This is a genomic window from Agreia sp. Leaf210, assembly GCF_001421485.1.
Taxonomy (GTDB): Bacteria; Actinomycetota; Actinomycetes; order Actinomycetales; family Microbacteriaceae; genus Agreia.
In genome coordinates this window covers 318,962-337,133 of record NZ_LMKK01000004.1, presented here as the reverse complement: position 1 = coordinate 337,133, position 18,172 = coordinate 318,962, and the positions used below count along the sequence as shown (strand labels likewise).

Below are 18,172 nucleotides of genomic sequence, written 5' to 3'. Positions count from 1 at the left end.
ATGACGTGACTTGCCTCTCTCCCCTCCCCCCTGCCCGCCTCACACACATCATCGATCGTCGGTCTCCGCGACCACGATGTTTCACGTGAAACAATCGAGCGGCGGCACGATTTCCATGCGCCGAGCAGACCACCAGGTACCTAATGCATCTGCGACATGTTCGTCAAGAGCGTGGCTCGACTTTTCGTTCGCTGAAACGGATCCTAAGCGATTTTCGACCGACCTAGATCGGCCGAAAATACGACCAGAATCGACCGATTTCGGTCTCAACTTAGAGTTTCCAGCGACGCCGGGTACTTTGGTCTAGGGACGATTTCGTTTCGACATCCGATCACGTCAGTGATGGATCGGTGTCTTCCACCCCCTCCCCCGGCCTCGGGTTTCTTCGGGTCGCAACGGAACTCAGCAAGTCAGGATTTGTGGATGTCAACGGAACCAATTGGTGGGAACGCGTCGTTCGACGCATCGACACCCCTGGCTCGTGAACTTGCCGATCTATCGAATCGACGGCGCAATTTCGCGAACCGAGTCGTTCCCCTGCCAGAGACGACTCGAGTCTTCACCGTCGCCAATCAGAAGGGCGGGGTGGGCAAGACCACGACGACCGTCAACCTTGCAGCGGCCCTCGCCCGCAGCGGAGCTCGCGTTCTCGTCATCGACCTCGATCCGCAGGGGAATGCGTCGACGGCATTGGGAGTCGATCACCGGGCCGAGACTCCGAGCGTCTATGACGCACTTGTCAGAGACGAGCCGATGGCGGAACTCGTTCAGAAAAGCCCCGAGTTCGACACCCTGTTCTGCGTGCCGGCGACGATCGACCTGGCGGGTGCCGAGATCGAACTCGTACCCATGGTCGCGCGTGAGCAGCGTCTGCGCACGAGCGTCGACACCTACCTCCAGGAGTCGTTCGACTCAGGGCACGCCTATCACTACGTCTTCATCGACTGCCCGCCGTCTCTCGGCCTGCTTACCATCAACGCGTTCGTCGCGGCTCACGAAGTACTCATTCCTATCCAGTGCGAGTACTACGCGCTCGAGGGTCTGAGCCAGCTTCTGAAGAACATCCAGCTGATCGAACGTCACCTGAATCCCAGTCTCGCTGTATCGACGATTCTGCTCACCATGTACGACGGTCGTACCCGCCTCGCCTTCCAGGTGGCGGAAGACGTCCGTAGCCACTTCCCCGATCAGACTCTTGCCGCCGTCATTCCGCGCTCCGTGCGGGTGTCGGAGGCCCCCAGCTATGGTCAGACCGTGATCAGCTTCGACCCCAATTCACCCGGCGCTCTCTCGTATTTCGAGGCCGCAGCCGAGATCGCAGACAGAGGAGCGCCCACCGATGGCAACTAAGAAGAGAACGGGCCTGGGGCGCGGAATCGGCGCGCTCATCCCGACGAACGACGCCGTCGACTCCGAAGGGCGCCCCGGGGTCCGTCCGGTCGACGTGTTCTTCGCCGATCGTGGCGAGGCCGCCGCTCCCCCGCAGGCAGATCTCGTCGAGGTTCCCGGAGCGCGACTCGCGCACCTGAACCCCGCCGACATCGTGCCCAACGCGAAGCAACCTCGTGCGGTCTTCAAAGAAGACGACCTGGCCGAACTGGTCGTGTCGATCCGCGAGATCGGGGTGCTCCAGCCTGTTGTGGTGCGCCCACTCCCTGTCGTGGCCGGCGAGAGGCCGACGTACGAGCTCGTTATGGGTGAGCGACGACTTCGCGCGACGCGGCAGGTCGGCCTCGAGAGCATTCCGGCCATCGTCAAAGACACGGCCGACGAGAACATGCTGCGCGACGCTCTGCTCGAGAACCTGCACCGATCGGAGCTCAATCCTCTTGAAGAGGCATCGGCGTACCAGCAGCTTCTGAGTGACTTCGGCATCACGCAAGACGAACTGGCCACTCGTATCGGTCGCTCGCGCCCGCAGATCACCAACACCATCCGTCTACTGCGTCTGCCCGCTGCTGTGCAGAAGCGCGTGGCGGCAGGCGTTCTGAGCGCTGGTCACGCCCGGGCCGTGCTTTCTGCCGGCGATGCAGAGGCGATGACCCGCCTCGCCGACAAGATCGTGAACGAAGATCTGTCGGTGCGCGCGGCGGAGGCAGCGGCGAGTGCCGCCCCCAAGCCGGCCAAGGCAAAGACCGTCGCCGGCACCAAGCGCGGCCACCTCGATGAGATCGCCGACCGGTTGGGAGACCGCCTCGACACTCGCGTCAAAGTCAGTCTCGGCCGTTCCAAGGGCCAGATCGTCATCGACTTCGCGACGATCGGCGATCTGAACCGCATCCTCGCCGAACTGGGTGACAAGGGCTTCGGCCGACCCTGACGTAGATCGCGGCTCTCGTAGCGCCACATACGCAAAACCCCGATGTTTCACGTGAAACATCGGGGTTGCGTCGTTAAAGCTGAGGAGCATGTTTCACGTGAAACATGCGGGTTGCTTGCTACGCAGACGCGTCTGAGATCGCCTTCTCGCCCAACGCCTCGTACACCTCTCCGAGGTTGAGTCCCGCAGCTTGGATGGCCTGGGGAACCAGCGAAGTCTCGGTCAGGCCCGGTAAGACATTAGCCTCGAGGAACCAGACGACCCCGTCATCGTCGATGATGAGGTCGACGCGCGAGATGTGCCGGAGCGCGAGGATGTTGTGGATCTCAAGTGCCGTGGACTGCGCCAACTCGGTGATCTCAGGTGACAGCCGCGCAGGGGTGAAGAAGCGCGTCTCCCCCGCGTTGTAGCGTGCGTCGTAGCCATAGACACCCAGCCGCGGTTCGATCTCGACGGCGGGCAACGCAAAGGGGCCGTCGCCGGTGTCGATGATGCCGACCGAGATCTCGGTACCCGAAACGCGTCGTTCGATGAGGGCGACGTCTCCATAGGTGTACGCCTCCACGACACCGCGACGCAGGTCGTCGGTGTCGGCGACCATGGAGACGCCCTGAGCTGAGCCACCCTGAGCGGGCTTCACCACGAGGTCGGTTCCGAACTGGCTGGCGACGCGGTCGAGCACCTGCGCGGAGCCGAGCTCACGGAAGGTGTCGCGCGGAAGGGTGATGGACTCGGGCGTGGAGAATCCGGCGCGCGAGACGATGACCTTGGCCGTGGGCTTGTGCCATGCGAGCCTGCTGGAGCCCGGCTGGGATCCCACGTAGGTGATGTCGAGGGCATCGAGAAGAGCTCGGAGGGCGCCGTCTTCTCCGCTGGCGCCGTGCAGGGCAGGCCAGACCACGTCGGGTCGGTTGGATTCGAGATAGGACAGCAGTGTGGCATCCGGCTCGCGCAGAATCACGGTGTGTCCGCGATCGAGCAGGCCGTCGGCCACCCGACGGCCCGAGCGAAGAGAGACGTCGCGCTCGTGCGAGATGCCTCCGGCCAGAACAACGACGGTACGAGAGGTCACGGTATTCATCCCTAGTTGGTGTTGGGCGGCGGTGCTATGTAGTTGTCGTCGCGTCGAATCGCGGTGAGCGGGCCTGTAGCGGAGAACGACTCGAGCAGATCACGCTCTGCATTGATCACAGAGGTGAGGCGACGGATGCCGAGCTTGATCTGCTCCGGCGTGGGATAGCAGAACGAGAGGCGGATGTTGTTGCGACCCTGTCCGTCTGCAAAGAACGCCGTGCCGGGGGTGTAGGCGACCAACTCGGTCACGGCCCGGGGCAGCATCTGCTTGGAGTCGAGATAGTCGGGCAGGGTGAGCCAGACGTAGAAACCACCGTTGGGGTTCGTCCAGGTCAGATCGGGCAGGTACTCGGTGAGCGCCGAGAGCATGGTCTCTTTGCGCTCTTTGTAGATGCCGCGGAACCGATCGATCTGGCCCTTCCAATCGGCGGTGTCGAGGTACTGGCTGATGATCATCTGGCTGAAGGAACTGGGGCTGAGCACGGCGGCCTCGTTGGCGAGGATCAGTTTCTCGCGAATGGCGTGCGGAGCGAGTGCCCAGCCCACGCGGAAGCCGGGGGCCAGGGTCTTCGAGAAGGTGCCCAGGTAGATGACACCGTCTGATTCGAGCGACCGGATGGCGGCGGGTGGCTTCTCTTCGAAGTACAGCAGGCCGTAGGGGTTGTCTTCGAGAACGAGAATGCCCTCTGACCGGCAGATTTCGAGGATCTCGACTCGACGCTCCCAGCTGAGCGTGACGCCGGCAGGATTGTGGAAAGTGGGGATCGTGTAGAGGAACTTGATGCGCTTGCCGGCCCGCTTGAGCCCCGCGATGTGCTCACGCAGCGCGTCGGGGATCAGCCCGTGCTCGTCCATCGGCACGTGTTCGATCTCTGCCTGGTACGACTTGAAGATGACGACGGCCGTGACGTAGCTGGGGCCCTCGGAGAGCACGACGTCTCCCGGGTCGAGGAACAGCTTGCTGACGAGCTCGAGGGCGTGCTGCGACCCGGTCGTCACGACGACGTCGTCGACACCGGCCTTGATTCCCTCCAGAGCCATGACATCGAGGATCTGCTCGCGCAGGGCCGGAACGCCCTGGCCCGAGCCGTACTGCAGTGCGGCTGCGCCCCTGTCTGTCATGACCCGATTCATCGCGTCGACCACGAGGTCTTGGGGAAGACCGGAGACGAAGGGCATGCCACCCGCGAGCGAGACGACCTCGGGCCTGGATGCCACGGCGAACAGTGCACGCACCTCGGATGCCGCCAGGCCTGCCGCGCGGGCGGCGTAGTTGCCGTACCACGGGTCGAGGTTGTTTCCTGTGCCACTTCGAGTGTTGTCGTTCACGCGCACTTCCTGGATCGAGACCGAAATTCCATACTAACCAGCCCCGGGCGTGTCGGGCGCCGGGCCGGGCGCATCCCAAGCCACGGGCATCTAGGTGGCCTTTAACGACGTCGGGCCCCCTGCGCTATGCAGGGGGCCCGACGAGTTGCACGGGGGTTACGCGATGAAGTCTGCGAGGTCCTTCTCGAGTGCCGCCTTCGGCTTGGCGCCGATGATGGTCTTGACGACCTCGCCGCCCTTGTAGACCTTGAGCGCGGGAATCGAGGTGATCATGTACTTCGCCGCGGTCTGCGGGTTGTCGTCGACATTGAGCTTCACGACCTCGATCTTGTCGCCGTGCTCATCGGCGATCTGGTCGAGGATCGGCCCGACGGCGCGACAGGGGCCACACCACTCGGCCCAGAAGTCGACGAGGATCGGCTTGTCGGACTGGAGCACATCGGCTTCGAAGCTGGCGTCGGTGACTGCCTTGGCGTTGGACATGATTGCTTCTTTCTTTGAGAGGGGAAAACTAGTTGACGGGGATGAGTTCTTCTGCGGCGGCGTCAGGAGTGACGTGAGCCGCTTGGGCTAAACCCGCGAGGTAGTGCTCCGCATCCAGAGCGGCGACGGTGCCGGATGCGGCGGCCGTGACAGCCTGGCGATAGGTGTCGTCGACGACGTCGCCGGCAGCGAACACGCCGGTGAGGTTGGTCTTCGAGCTGCGGCCGTCGACGGCGATGGTTCCGGATGCCGTGAGCTCGAGCTGGCCGTGAACGAGGTGCACGCGCGGGTCGTTGCCAATTGCGACGAACAGACCCTGAACCTCGAGTTCGCGCTGCTCTCCCGAGACCGTGTCGCGCAGGGTCAGGGCCTCGACCGCGTTCTCACCGGAGATGCCGACGACCTCGGAGTTCCAGACGACCTCGATCTTCTCGTTGTCGAACGCACGCTGCTGCATGATCTTTGATGCGCGGAACGTGTCTTTGCGGTGCACGAGGTAGACCTTGTCGGCGAAGCGGGTGAGGAAGGTCGCCTCCTCCATGGCCGAGTCGCCGCCGCCGATGACGGCGATGGTCTTGGTCTTGAAGAAGAAGCCGTCGCAGGTGGCACACCACGAGACGCCGCGGCCGCTCAGGCGTTCTTCGTCGGCGATGCCGAGCTTGCGGTAGGCCGAGCCTGTGGCGAAGATGACCGCGAGGGCCTCCTGGTCACCGCTGTATCCGGTGCTGACCTTCTTGATGTCGCCCGTCAGGTCGACGCTCGTGACGTCGTCGAGCAGCACCTCGGTGCCGAACTTCTCTGCCTGCTCCTGGAGCTTGCCCATGAGCTCGGGGCCCTGGATGCCCTCGGGGAATCCGGGAAAGTTCTCGACGTCGGTGGTCTTCATCAACTCGCCGCCGGCCTCGACACTCGAGGCGATCAGAAGCGGGTTGAGCCCCGCCCGGGCAGCGTAGATGGCCGCGGTGTATCCGGCAGGACCGGATCCGATGATGATGATGTCGCGCACGTGCGTGTCAGCTCCTTGGAAGGGTGTCGCGAGACGGCCCGGAAAGGCCCTCACGAACGGGTACAACACATCCTATTCCGCGGATATTCCGCCGTCAGGGGACGGCGGAATGCTGACCGCAAACTAGGAGGAACGGCGAAGACGCGCGAGCAACGGCGTGAGCGCGTCGCTGAGTTCGGGCGACTTCAGAAGTCGCAGGGCGCCGAGGTAGAGCAGCGACATGACGAGGCCGATCACGATCATCGAGGTGAGCACGCCGACGTAGCCGCTCACTCCGTAGCCGCCGTCGTTCGCGAAGCCGAAGACGATGGCGAGAACGACCCCGGCGACGGTGGCGGGGAGCAGAGCAGCGACGTCGCGAGTGAGGCTCTTGCCGACTGTGGCTCCACCGAGCCCGCCGAGTCGACGCCGGATGAGGACGGCCGCCAGAATCGCCTGAAGGATGCCGGCCCCGGAGAGGGCGAGTGCCACGCCGACGCCGATGAACTCCTTCGGAACGAGGAGGAGAACGCCCAGGGCACCCAGAGAGAAGATCACGGCCTGGAACAGGGTGATGAAGAAGGGGGTTCTCGTGTCACCGAGCGCGTAGAACGCGCGGAGCACCACGAACAGGATGCTGAACGCGGGGAGTCCCACGAGGAACGCGATGAGCACGTTGCCCATGGCGATCGTGTCCGAGTAGTCGAACTTGTTGAACAGGCCACTGAACGGGTACGCGACGACGATCAGCACCATCGTCGCCAGCACCATGAGCACTGAGATCACGCGAATGGACGCGGACAGGTCGCGGCGCACCCGTACGAGGTCGCCCTCCGCTGCATGTTCGCTCATGCGAGTGAAATAGGCGGTTGCGATGGATACAGCGACGATCGAGTGCGGCAGCATGAAGATGAGCCAGGCGGTCGAGAGGACCGTGGTCGACGCGTCGTCTCCCGAGGCCGTGACCACGACACGCGTCTCGACGATGCCGGCGAGCTGGGTGACCATGAGCATGCCGAAGGTCCAGCCAGCGAGCTTTCCCGCCGTGCCGAGTCCGACGCCGCGCCACCGGAAGTCGGGTCGATAGCGCAGCCCCACGCGGCGCCAGAAGAAGAAGAGAACGAGGGCCTGTACGGCCACACCGATGGTCGCGGTTCCTGCGAGAACGGCGACCTTGTCCGGCGTCCACCAGTCGAGGTCGCCGACGTTCATCGCGTTGGGTGCGAATGCCACGTTGAATGCGACGAGCCCGAGGATCGCCACGATGTTGTTGAGAACCGGCGTCCAGGTGAACGGTCCGAACGAGTTGCGTGCGTTGAGCACCTCGCTCAGCACCGAGTAGACGCCGTAGAAGAAGATCTGAGGCAGGCACCAGTAGGCGAAGGCGGTGGCCAACGCAAACTGGCCGCTCGAGGAGGGGTTCGCCACGATCGTGATGAGCACGGGCGCGAGCAGTGTGGCGATCAGGGTGGCGACACCGAGCACGACGAAAGCCACTGTGACGAGCTTGTTGATATAGCCCGCTCCCCCGTCGGCGTGACGAGCGGCTCTCACGATCTGCGGCACGAGGATCGCGTTGAGCATGCCGCCCGCCACGATCACGAAGATCGTGTTCGGCAGCTGGTTCGCGATGGTGAACGCGTCGGTTCCGAGACCGATCGTGCCGATGGTCTGGATGAGGACGAACGCCTTCACGAACCCCAGGACGCGGGACACGGTCGTTCCCGAGGCCAGAATCGCGCTCGCTCGGCCCAGATTCGGTCCGGGCTTGGTGGGAGTGTCAGCCACGTGGCTCCTCGATGATCTCGGCGGCATCGCCCTCTGCGGGCGCCCGCCGACCGTGTCGGCGCTTCAAGAACAGTCGGATGGCGGCGAAGACCAGGAGCAGCGCCACGACGCTGCCCACGAGCCACGAACCCGCGACCTCGAAGTCGGCCGCCACATTCACCGGAACGATGGTGGGCGCGCTGGAGATGGGGACGCCGGTCGGGGTGACCAGGTCGATCCGAACGCTCGTATCGCCGTTGGTGACCCGCGTCATGGGCACCTTGGCCTGCTTGCTCGAGGCCGCCTCGACGGTGATCGTGATCTCGTTCTGTACGACGAGTCGGAAGTTGCTGGGAGCGAGCCGCAGGGTGACGGTGACCGGATACGGGAGGGTGTTCTCGACGAGCACGGGCAGAGGCCCGGTGTTTCCATACAGACCGATGGGCGACCCCGGCACGATCTTCACCGAGGCGAGGGTGGATGCCGCGGTGGCGGCCTGGGACTGCACGGCCACGTTCCAGCCGCCCGAGTTCGCGGCCCACGAGTTGGCCAGCAGCGACAGGATGTTGGCGCGGTTCTCGCCGAGCAGGTCTCGGGGGTCGGCGATGATGCTCGAGAACGCGGCCACCTGGTTCTCGGATGCGAGCATGTCGGCGACGGGGCCGATCCGTTCTGCGGGCTCGGGCTGATCGACGACGGTGGCCTCTTCAGTGGGCGCCTGCGCGGCGAAGCCGTCGAACGACGTCGATGACGACCAGGTGAGCGAGTCGAGTGAGGCCAGTGCGTCGGCCAGCGCAGTTCCGTCGGCGGGCGCCGCGCGATCGAGCGTGGCCAGGATGGGCTGCGGCGCGTCCTCGTCTTCGCTGCTGACGACGGCGAGGCTCGAGGCGAGGTCAGACAGCGAGCGTTGCCTGTCTGTCGGCGTGAGGGCGCCCGCAGCGTCGCGCAGGGCCCGCGAGACCGTGTCATCCGAGACCAGAACGGTGCTGTCACCCGAGCGGACGACTCCGGCGGATGGCTCCCCCGACGCCAGTGCGACGTTCGTCGACGAGAGAATCGAGGTCGTGAGTCCGTTGCCCGCGAAGTAGGGCACGTCGTTGGGGGCGACCGTGTTGTCGCGGGGCCACGCGATCGACGTGCCGGTGTAATTCCAGGCGAGCAGAGCGCTCGTGTCGGGCACGGCATCCGGTGTGGGGCTCGGGCTGGGTGTCGGTGTTTCGGTCGTGTCGTTGCCCGGGTCGACCGCGGCCGTGCCGGCGACCGGTGTGGGGCTCGGCTCCGGAGGAGTGGTATCCGTGAAGTTCGCCGGATCGAGGGCATAGTCGAACGAGGTGGGAGCGAGGACCTGCGGCGCGCCCGCCTGGCTCATCGCGGCCAGATCCGCGTCTGCATAGCTGAGCGGGTATATGGGGTTCGACGCGTCCTTCAGACGATCGAGCCATGCGGTGGCGCTCGCCGGAGCGCCTGATCCGAGGGCTCGGATCGACACGATGATGCGGGGGTCGATCAGGATGCCGACCGGCCGGCCGATCACCGAGTCGAGTTCGCGGGTCAGCAAGCCGTTGTCGGCCGTGATGGTGGCGAGCGTGGCCTCCGGAATCAATCCCGTCTGACCGGGTTGCGTGGTGATGGGGATAGCGACGGCCACCGGGGTGCGGTCGGGCGAGCCTCGGCCGTTGTAGACGATCGACGAGTGGGCAACCGACTCGGTGCCGTCCGGTCGCTCGACGGTGCCGGTGAGGCCGCGAACGCCCCAGTCGCGGAGCGTGACGTCGGCAGCGGGGATCACCGCCTGCACGATGTGCTCGTCGCCGGGCTGCAGCGCGGGAACGGCGACGGTGGTGATGATGGCATCGGAGTCGACGGTCGACTCGGCGGTGGGAGGGGTGAGCCATTCGGCCAGCCCGGCGCGAGTGGAGATGACCTCGCGGTCGAGGGCGATCTGCAGTGTCGACGCATCGATGATGGAGGAGCCCGTATTGGTGACCTCTGCGGTGACGGTGATGTCGGCGCCGGGCTGCGCCACTCCCCCGTTGGCCGGCGCGAGAACCAGCTGCACCGGCTCGCCGGCTGCGCTGGCCGGCGCGACGACGGGCGCGATTCCGAGCGTCGACGATGCCACCACTCCAAGGCCCAGGAGGGCGGGGAGGGCGCGCAGGCGTCGGGAGGAAGGCTGTTTCATAGGTGCTCTCGTCGAAGACGCATGAGATGCGGCCTCGCGTAGATTCTAGGTTGCGCAGCCTGAAAGCATGGGAGGCCGCTCTGCCAGCAGCCCCAACGCGCGCCTCGGTAAACTGTCGGCATGCAGCGAACGGTTCAAGAATCCATGGTTCGGCTGCGCGCTCTCAGCGAGTCGTCGCCCGTAGCGCCCCTCGCAGCGGCCTTCAGCAAGGCGGGCTTTGAATTGGCCCTCGTCGGCGGTCCCGTCAGAGATGCGTTCCTCGGCCGAGAGGCGAAAGACCTCGACTTCACGACGAATGCCACACCCGACGAGATCCTCGCCGTCGTGTCGACTCTCACGAAGAGCACGTGGGACATCGGCCGCGACTTCGGAACGATCGGCGCCGTCATCGATGGCGAGCAGGTCGAGATCACGACCTACCGCTCCGACAGCTACGACCAGCAGACCCGCAAGCCCATCGTGGCGTTCGGCGACAGCCTCGAGGTCGATCTCTCTCGCCGTGATTTCACGGTCAACGCGCTCGCGCTCCGCCTGCCCGAACTCGTTCTGGTCGATCCGTCGGGCGGCGTCGAAGACCTGCTCGCCGGCATCCTGCGCACGCCGTCGACGCCGGCCATCTCGTTCGGCGACGACCCTCTGCGCATGCTGCGCGCCATCCGGTTCTCTGCCCAACTCGGTTTCGATCTCGATGCCGAGACGCTGGATGCCCTGGGCACCATGGGCGGATCGCTCTCGATCATCTCGGCGGAGCGCATCCGCGACGAGTTCTCGAAGCTGCTGCTGACGCCGACCCCGCGTCGGGGTGTCGAGCTGCTCGTCGAGACCGGGCTGGCCGAGCTCGTGATGCCGGAGATCCCGGCGCTGCGACTCGAGCGCGACGAGCACCACCACCATAAAGACGTCTATCAGCACAGCCTCACCGTGCTCGATCAGGCGATCGAGCTCGAGGAGTCGCGCGACTCGTTCGAGGGACCCGATCTGGTGCTCCGCCTGGCTGCTCTGATGCACGACATCGGCAAGCCGGCCACGCGACGCCTGGAGCCGGGCGGCGTGGTGACCTTCTATCACCATGATGTGGTGGGATCGAAGATCGCGAAGAAGCGACTGCGAGAGCTGCGGTTCGACAACGACACCATCTCTCATGTGGCTCGTCTCATCGAGCTGCATCTGCGCTTCTTCGGCTACACCGAAGGCGCCTGGACCGACTCCGCCGTGCGTCGCTACGTGCGGGACGCGGGTCCCATGCTCGAGCGCCTGCACATCCTCACCCGGGCCGATGTGACCACGCGCAACACCCGCAAGTCGCACATGCTGTCGTTCGCGTACGACGACCTCGAGACGCGCATCGCCGAGCTCACCGAACAAGAGGAGATGCAGGCCGCGCGGCCCGATCTCGACGGCGAGCAGATCATGGGCATCCTCGGCATCAGACCGGGGCGCGACGTGGGCGAGGCGTACCGTTTTCTGCTCGAGATGCGTCTCGATGACGGACCCCTCGGCGAAGAGGAGGCCACCCGGCGCCTGCTCGAGTGGTGGGCCGCTCGGCAAACAAGTTAGGGTACCCTTTCTTCTCTACCCCTCCCCCGAGTCGAGACGAGTACCGCGAGCATGGCGAAGAGCACCGAGACAGCCCGCCGGATCAAACCTCAGGACTCCGAACTGCTGACGCTGCATGTCCTCCGCCGTCAGGTGATCACGCCGAGCATGGCCAGGGTCACACTCGGGGCGGGCGACATCGCGAAGTTCGTACCGATGGGGTTCGACCAGTGGTTCCGCCTCTTCATTCCGATCGCCGACGAAGAGACGCTGTCGCGACTGCCCAAGAAGCTCAACACCCTCTCGTACGCCAGATACCTGACGATCTCGAAGACGCGTCGCCCCGTGCTGCGCAACTACACAGTGCGCGCATATAGAGAGGTGGGTGCCGACGGCCCCGAGCTCGACGTCGATTTCGTGCTGCATGGCGATGCGGCCGCGGGAACGGCCGGACCCGCGGCGAGCTGGGCAGCCCGCTGCGAGCCGGGCGATGCGGTCGCGATCCTCGACGAGGGCATCGGCTTCGTGCAGCCCGCCGAGACCGACAGCGTGCTGCTCGTCGCCGACGAGACGGGGCTGCCCGCGGTCGCCGGCGTTCTGGCGTCTCTGCCGGCCGGCACCGTCGGCATCGCACTGATCGAGGTGCCGACGGCCGACGACATCCAAGATCTGGTGGGCCCGCCCAAGGTCGACGTGCGGTTCGTCGTGCGGCCGGATGCGCAGGCGACGCCGGGCCGTGCCGTTCTGGCGGCGGCCGAGGCCCTGCCGCCGCTCGGCGAGCGGTGCTTCGCCTGGACCGTGGGCGAATCGGCGCTCGTCGCGGGCGCCCGCCGATACTGGATCGCCACCGGGGTGCCGAAGGACAACATCATGTTCTGCGGGTACTGGAAGGCCACCCACCACTGATCAGGCGGTTCTGCTAAGCTTCCAAGGTTGTCCGTTACCAGTGGGAATCTCCTACGCGGTGGCGGGCCGATGCAGATACACCCTCCTGTCACAGACCGTCTGTGACCGAACTAGTCCGAAGGAGGTGGGTTTGTGACGCATCAGTACGAACTCATGGTGATCCTCGATCCTGAAATCGATGAGCGCACCGTGGCCCCCAGTCTCGACAAATTCCTCAACGTCATCCGTAAGGATGGCGGCACCGTCGACAGTGTCGACATCTGGGGACGCCGTCGCCTGGCCTACGAGATCAACAAGAAGACCGAAGGCATCTACGCGGTGGTCAACCTGACCGCAAGCGCAGACTCGACCAAGGAGCTCGACCGCCAGCTGAAGCTGTCGGAGGCCGTCATGCGCACCAAGGTGCTGCGTGCCGAGGAGGCCATCGCTATGGTCGCCACCGCCGACAAGCTCGCCGCCGAGAAGGCCGCCCGCAAGGCTGCCAACCCGAAGGCCGCTGCTGCTCCCGCCGAGGCTTCCGCCGCTGCTCCTGCTGCCGCCAAGGCCGCGCCGAGCGCCGCGTCGAAGGTCGCTGCTGCCGCGAAGGCTCCCGCCGCTCCCAAGGCTGCCGCTCCGGCCGCCGACGACGAGTCCGCCAAGTAGTCGATCATGGCTGGCGAAACCGTAATCACCGTGGTGGGCAACCTCACCAGCGATCCTGAACTGCGTTACACGCAGGGCGGGCTGGCGGTTGCCAACTTCACCATCGCATCCACGCCGCGCACGTTCGATCGTGCCGCGAACGACTGGAAAGATGGCGAGGCTCTGTTCCTGCGCGCGAGCGTGTGGCGTGAATTCGCCGAGCACGTCGCCGGATCGCTGACCAAGGGAAGCCGCGTCGTCGCGACCGGCCGCCTGCGCCAGCGTTCCTACGAGACGAAAGAGGGCGAAAAGCGCACCTCGATCGAGCTCGAGATCGACGAGATCGGCCCCAGCCTGCGCTATGCCACTGCGAGTGTCACCCGGGCAGCCGGGGGCGCACGCCAGGGCGGCGGCCAGGTCGGTGGACCGAGCGGTGGAAACGACGAGCCGTGGGCTGCTTCGGCGCCCGCGCAGCCGGCTGCCGGAGCTGGAGCCGACGTGTGGAACACGCCGGGCAACTTCAGCGACGACACCCCCTTCTAACAACTTCGTTCTTCATAGAACTCATCTGAAAGCAGATAAAAATGGCTGGAAAGTCAAGCGGCGACCGCCGCAAGCCGCTGCGTGGTGCCAAGGGCGCCAAGAACGCAGCTCCCGCGAAGTCCATTCGCGTCGGCGTCATCGACTACAAAGATGTCGCAACTCTCCGCAAGTTCATCTCGGAGCGTGGAAAGATCCGCGCTCGTCGCATCACGGGAGTCTCCGTCCAGGAGCAGCGCCTCATCGCCCGTGCCGTCAAGAACGCCCGCGAAATGGCTCTTCTGCCTTACGCCGGCTCGGGCAGGTAAGGAACCGACATGTCAAAACTCATTCTCACGCACGAGGTCTCCGGCCTCGGTTCAGCGGGTGACGTGGTCGAGGTCAAGAACGGCTTCGCTCGCAACTACCTGATCCCCCAGGGTTTCGCGGTCACGTGGAGCCGTGGTGGCGAGAAGCAGGTCGAGCAGATCAAGGCAGCCCGCGTCTCACGCGAGCACGCCACGATCGAAGAGGCTCAGCACCTCAAGCAGGTTCTCGAGGCCGCGACCGTCAAGCTGACCGTCAAGGCCGGCGAAGGCGGACGCCTGTTCGGCTCGGTCAAGACCTCCGACATCGCTGACGCGGTGTCGGCTCAGGGACTCGGCTCGCTCGACAAGAAGAAGATCGAGATCAACCAGGCGATCAAGCTCACCGGCACCCACGAGGCCACGGTCAAGCTACGCGACGACCTGGTCGCGACGATCACGTTGAACGTGGTCGCAGCGAAGTAACACCCTTCAGCAACACCGCGCTCTCTCGAGCGCACAACGAATGGCGGTGGATGATTCCACCGCCATTCGTCGTTTCACCACCAGTGTGAGAAGCCGGGGCCAGACCCACTTCGGGGGTAAGAATGGCCCGACTTTATGCACAGGCCAAATGTCAAATCGAAACTCTCAAGCTGTGCTCGAAGGATGTATTTATCCACGGTTGTGGAAACGTCATAACTCCTGATCAGACAGATTTTACAAGCGCAAACTCACATCACTTTCCACAATAGTTTCCACAGTTTGCCCCCAGACCTTCCGGCGTTTCTCCCCAACTGTCCACATGGTTATCCACAGGCCCTGTTGGGGATGTCGGATGGGGCGGGTACAACTGTCACAGAACGATCCTGCGCGCGAGCGCAGACGAAGGAGGACCCGTGTCGATAGCCCATCTCGGACTGTCCGGCCCCAGCGACGGCCAGCGCGGCGGCAACGCCGCCGGTGGTGCGGGCGAATGGCGGGCAGACTCGCGCGGCGATCGCACCCCTCCCCACGATCTGCTCGCCGAGCAGAGCGCCCTCGGTGGCATGCTGCTGAGCAAAGACGCTGTCGCAGACGTCGTCGAGGTCGTCCGCGGAGCCGACTTCTACATTCCGAAGCACGAGATCATCTTCGACGCCGTGCTCACGCTCTATTCGCACGGCGAGCCAACCGACGTGATCGCGGTCACCGACGAACTCACGAAGATCGGCGAACTGAGCCGCGCCGGCGGTGCGGAGTACCTCCACACGCTCACCGGACTGGTTCCCACCGCGGCGAACGCGGGCTACTACGCCAACATCGTCTCCGAGAAGGCCGTGCTGCGCCGCCTCGTCGAGGCCGGCACGCGCATCGTGCAGATGGGCTACGCCAGCGAGGGCGAGGTCATGGACCTCGTGAACAACGCTCAGGCCGAGATCTACGCCGTGAATGGCAACGTCGAGACCGAAGACTACGTGCCGCTCACGATCGCCCTCACAGCGGCCACTGATGAGATCGAGGCCGCGGCTGGCAAAGACGGCCAGATGACGGGCGTTCCGTCGGGCTTCACAGACCTCGACAACCTCACCAACGGCTTCCACCCGGGTCAGCTCATCATCGTCGCGGCACGTCCTGCGCTCGGTAAGTCGACGCTCGCGCTCGACTTCTGCCGGGCCGCCTCCATCAAGCACGACATGCCGGCCATCTTCTTCTCTCTTGAAATGGGTCGCGCCGAGATCGCCATGCGTCTGCTGTCGGCAGAGGCGTCGGTGCCCCTGCAGATCATGCGTAAAGGCCAGGTCAACGGCCAGGACTGGACCAAGATCGCGTCGACCCGCTCGACCATCAACGACGCGCCGTTCTACATCGACGACAGCCCCAACATGACGCTGGTCGAGATCCGTGCCAAGTGCCGTCGGCTCAAGCAGAAGGTCGGCCTCAAGCTCGTGGTCATCGACTACCTGCAGCTCATGACCAGCGGCAAGAAGGTCGAGAGCCGCCAGCAAGAGGTCTCCGAGTTCTCGCGAGCCCTGAAGCTCATGGCGAAAGAGCTCCAGGTTCCCGTCATCGCGCTGTCACAGCTCAACCGTGGCCCCGAGCAGCGAGCCGACAAGAAGCCCGCCATCAGCGACCTCCGCGAATCGGGATCGCTCGAGCAAGACGCCGACATGGTCATCCTGCTGCACCGCGAGGGTGCCTACGAGAAAGACAATCCGCGTGCGGGCGAGGCCGACTTCATCGTGGCCAAGCACCGTAACGGCCCCACGGCCACCATCACGGCGAGCTTCCTCGGTCACTTCTCCCGCTTCGCGGACATGCCGCAGGCGTAGCCGCTGGTCAGGCGCGGGTCGTCATCCGAAGTTCCAGCGCGGCATCGCCCTGTTGGGCGTGCAGCGTCACCTGCGGGTCGCTCAGCTCGGCGAGGCTCGCGACGTGGGTCCCTCCGCAAGGGATGCTCACCGGGTGGCCGTCGAGCGTCGTCGTCCAGAAGCGACGGTCGGTGAGACGATCGCCGTCTCGGTGGATGGCGGCCGCAGCGCCCGAGGCCACCCACGCGGAGAGGCGCGCATCCACGCCTCTCTCGACCTCGCCGAGGTCGTCAGCCAGGCGGGCGGGCGCAAACCCCTTCTTTCGCAGCGATTTGCCCACGCGATAGGCGTCGAGAGAGCCGCGCTCGTGGATGCGTGACGTCTCGATGGCCAGGGCGTCGAAGTTCGGGTGCTCGAGAGCGTCGAGCGATGCGTCCTTGCTCCACGACCCGGCGAGTTCCGCGTTGAGCGCGAGTGACGCCAGGTGGCAGGCCGTGTGTCCGACCGAAAGGGCGTGCCGGTAGTCGGCATCGATCGTGATGGATGCCTCGGAGCCCTCGATGAGACCTGCCTCTGTCGCGAGGGCATCGTCGACGATGTGCGTCGTGACGAAGGCCCACCCCTCGGTGCCCTTGCGCACGGGAACGTCGCCACCGAGGTAGAGCGCGTCGCCGTCGGTCGCGCCCACGACGCAGTCGAGAACGTCGAGGTCGACACCATTCACCGTCAGTACGGCGCGGTCGGCCGGCTGGTCGGGCCATGCGGAGTCGACGGGGTGACAGGCAGAGACATCCAGCACAACCACGCGTCGACCGGCATCCAGCGCTTCGGTGTGAAGCACCGTGCCGGTCGACGTGAGGTCTCCCGCCGGGTAGGTGACGATCGTGTCAGCGGTGGGAAGTGTCATGCGTGGAGATTAGCCTGCCAGGGCGGAGAGTTCGTCGAACTCGGCGTCGCTGAGCTCAACTTCGGCGCCGGCGATGTTCTGCTCGAGGTGCTCGACCGACGAGGTGCCGGGAATCGGAAGCAGTACGGGCGAACGCTTGAGCAGCCAGGCGAGCGCGAGCTGAGAGGGCGTCGCGTCGTGCTTCGCGGCGATGTCGTCGAGTACCCCGCCTGCCTTCGCCAGCTCGCCGGTCGCCAGCGGGAACCACGGGATGAACGCGATGTTCTGCTCTGTCGCGTAGTCGAGCAGCTCCTCCGACTGGCGATTGGCGAGGTTGTACAGGTTCTGCACCGAGGCGATGGTCGCGAACTCGGTGGCAGATTTCAGCTCTTTGACGGAGATCTCGCTCAGGCCGATGTGACGGATCTTGCCCTCCTGCTGAAGCAGCGCGAGCTCGCCGATCTGGTCGGCCAGCGGAACCTTCGCGTCGATACGGTGCAACTGAAAGAGGTCGATGCGGTCGACGCCGAGGATGCGCAGACTCATCTCCGCCTGCTGACGCAGGTACTCCGGGCGGCCGACGGGGCGCCAGTCACCAGGTCCCGAGCGCGTGAGGCCGGCCTTCGTCGCGATGACGAGGTCGTCTGCGTACGGCCGAAGTGCCTGGGCGATCAGTGGTTCGGCGACGGCGGGTCCGTAGGAGTCGGCCGTGTCGATGAAGTTCACGCCCAATTCGACTGCGCGGCGCAGTACGCGCACGGCCTCATCGGGATCGGAGGGCCAGCCCCATACTCCTTCGCCGGTCAGCTGCATGGTGCCGTACCCGAGTCGGGTGACGGGAAGGTCTCCGCCGAGGTCGAAGGTTCCGGATGCCTGGGCGGGAAGCGTTGTCGATGTCATTGGGCCAACGCTACGCCCGTGTCAGATGGCGAGGTAGCCCCGGCTAGCCCGTGTTCGCCTCGCGCGGA

At 65.2% G+C, this 18,172-nt stretch carries 16 protein-coding genes and 1 pseudogene; 9 read left to right on the top strand and 8 right to left on the bottom strand.

Going from position 1 to position 18,172, the window contains the following annotated elements; all coding sequences use genetic code 11:
* The first annotated feature begins 423 nt into the window (after nt 1-423).
* Both ASE64_RS16175 and ASE64_RS16170 read left to right on the top strand, forming a co-directional pair.
* Complete coding sequence (locus ASE64_RS16175; RefSeq protein WP_055782908.1) at nt 424-1,350, top strand: ParA family protein; 927 nt, start codon at nt 424-426, stop codon at nt 1,348-1,350.
* Nucleotides 1,340-2,320 (top strand): ParB/RepB/Spo0J family partition protein, encoded by a 981-nt coding sequence (locus ASE64_RS16170; protein ID WP_055782904.1) that lies wholly within the window; start codon nt 1,340-1,342, stop codon nt 2,318-2,320. The genes ASE64_RS16175 and ASE64_RS16170 overlap by 11 nt, the downstream gene beginning before the upstream one ends.
* A gap of 118 nt (nt 2,321-2,438) precedes the next feature.
* Here ASE64_RS16170 and ASE64_RS16165 read toward each other — a convergent pair whose 3' ends face one another.
* The 6 genes from ASE64_RS16165 to ASE64_RS16140 all read right to left on the bottom strand — a co-directional run bounded on the left by ASE64_RS16165 (nt 2,439) and on the right by ASE64_RS16140 (nt 10,140).
* On the bottom strand, nt 2,439-3,401 hold the full coding sequence (locus ASE64_RS16165) for a D-alanine--D-alanine ligase family protein (RefSeq protein WP_055782903.1): 963 nt from the start codon (nt 3,399-3,401) through the stop codon (nt 2,439-2,441).
* Nucleotides 3,402-3,403: 2 nt separating this feature from the next.
* Nucleotides 3,404-4,723 carry an aminotransferase-like domain-containing protein gene (locus tag ASE64_RS16160; protein ID WP_055783221.1) on the bottom strand — a complete coding sequence of 440 codons (1,320 nt, stop codon included), beginning with the start codon at nt 4,721-4,723 and terminating at the stop codon, nt 3,404-3,406.
* A gap of 156 nt (nt 4,724-4,879) precedes the next feature.
* The gene (gene trxA, locus ASE64_RS16155) at nt 4,880-5,206 is read right to left on the bottom strand and encodes a thioredoxin (protein WP_055782899.1); all 327 of its coding nucleotides are present in this window, start codon (nt 5,204-5,206) and stop codon (nt 4,880-4,882) included.
* A gap of 28 nt (nt 5,207-5,234) precedes the next feature.
* Complete coding sequence (trxB, locus tag ASE64_RS16150; protein WP_055782895.1) at nt 5,235-6,212, bottom strand: thioredoxin-disulfide reductase; 978 nt, start codon at nt 6,210-6,212, stop codon at nt 5,235-5,237.
* 123 nt (nt 6,213-6,335) lie between these two features.
* Entirely contained in the window at nt 6,336-7,979 is a 1,644-nt protein-coding gene (gene murJ / locus ASE64_RS16145; protein WP_235480664.1) for a murein biosynthesis integral membrane protein MurJ, read from the bottom strand.
* On the bottom strand, nt 7,972-10,140 hold the full coding sequence (locus ASE64_RS16140) for a DUF6049 family protein (protein ID WP_156352022.1): 2,169 nt from the start codon (nt 10,138-10,140) through the stop codon (nt 7,972-7,974). The genes murJ and ASE64_RS16140 overlap by 8 nt, the downstream gene beginning before the upstream one ends.
* A 120-nt stretch (nt 10,141-10,260) precedes the next feature.
* On the opposite strand from ASE64_RS16140, the gene ASE64_RS16135 reads away from it, so the two are divergent.
* From ASE64_RS16135 to dnaB, 7 genes and pseudogenes are all read left to right on the top strand, one after another.
* Nucleotides 10,261-11,697 (top strand): CCA tRNA nucleotidyltransferase, encoded by a 1,437-nt coding sequence (locus ASE64_RS16135; RefSeq protein ID WP_055782886.1) that lies wholly within the window; start codon nt 10,261-10,263, stop codon nt 11,695-11,697.
* Between the two features lie 51 nt (nt 11,698-11,748).
* On the top strand, nt 11,749-12,582 hold the full coding sequence (locus ASE64_RS16130; protein ID WP_055782884.1) for a siderophore-interacting protein: 834 nt from the start codon (nt 11,749-11,751) through the stop codon (nt 12,580-12,582).
* Between the two features lie 153 nt (nt 12,583-12,735).
* A pseudogene (gene rpsF / locus ASE64_RS16125) lies at nt 12,736-13,086 on the top strand (30S ribosomal protein S6); the annotation flags it as partial.
* Nucleotides 13,087-13,230: 144 nt separating this feature from the next.
* Nucleotides 13,231-13,746 (top strand): single-stranded DNA-binding protein, encoded by a 516-nt coding sequence (locus tag ASE64_RS16120; protein ID WP_044440970.1) that lies wholly within the window; start codon nt 13,231-13,233, stop codon nt 13,744-13,746.
* A 41-nt stretch (nt 13,747-13,787) separates the two neighbouring features.
* Entirely contained in the window at nt 13,788-14,051 is a 264-nt protein-coding gene (rpsR, locus tag ASE64_RS16115) for a 30S ribosomal protein S18 (protein ID WP_022895757.1), read from the top strand.
* A gap of 9 nt (nt 14,052-14,060) precedes the next feature.
* Complete coding sequence (gene rplI, locus ASE64_RS16110; protein ID WP_055782878.1) at nt 14,061-14,513, top strand: 50S ribosomal protein L9; 453 nt, start codon at nt 14,061-14,063, stop codon at nt 14,511-14,513.
* A 413-nt stretch (nt 14,514-14,926) separates the two neighbouring features.
* Nucleotides 14,927-16,339 (top strand): replicative DNA helicase, encoded by a 1,413-nt coding sequence (dnaB, locus tag ASE64_RS16105; RefSeq protein ID WP_055782875.1) that lies wholly within the window; start codon nt 14,927-14,929, stop codon nt 16,337-16,339.
* A 7-nt stretch (nt 16,340-16,346) separates the two neighbouring features.
* Here dnaB and ASE64_RS16100 read toward each other — a convergent pair whose 3' ends face one another.
* Together ASE64_RS16100 and ASE64_RS16095 are read right to left on the bottom strand one after the other, a co-directional pair.
* Nucleotides 16,347-17,225 (bottom strand): hypothetical protein, encoded by an 879-nt coding sequence (locus tag ASE64_RS16100; protein WP_055782872.1) that lies wholly within the window; start codon nt 17,223-17,225, stop codon nt 16,347-16,349.
* 9 nt (nt 17,226-17,234) lie between these two features.
* Nucleotides 17,235-18,104 (bottom strand): aldo/keto reductase, encoded by an 870-nt coding sequence (locus ASE64_RS16095; RefSeq protein WP_055782869.1) that lies wholly within the window; start codon nt 18,102-18,104, stop codon nt 17,235-17,237.
* Nucleotides 18,105-18,172 lie beyond the last annotated feature (68 nt).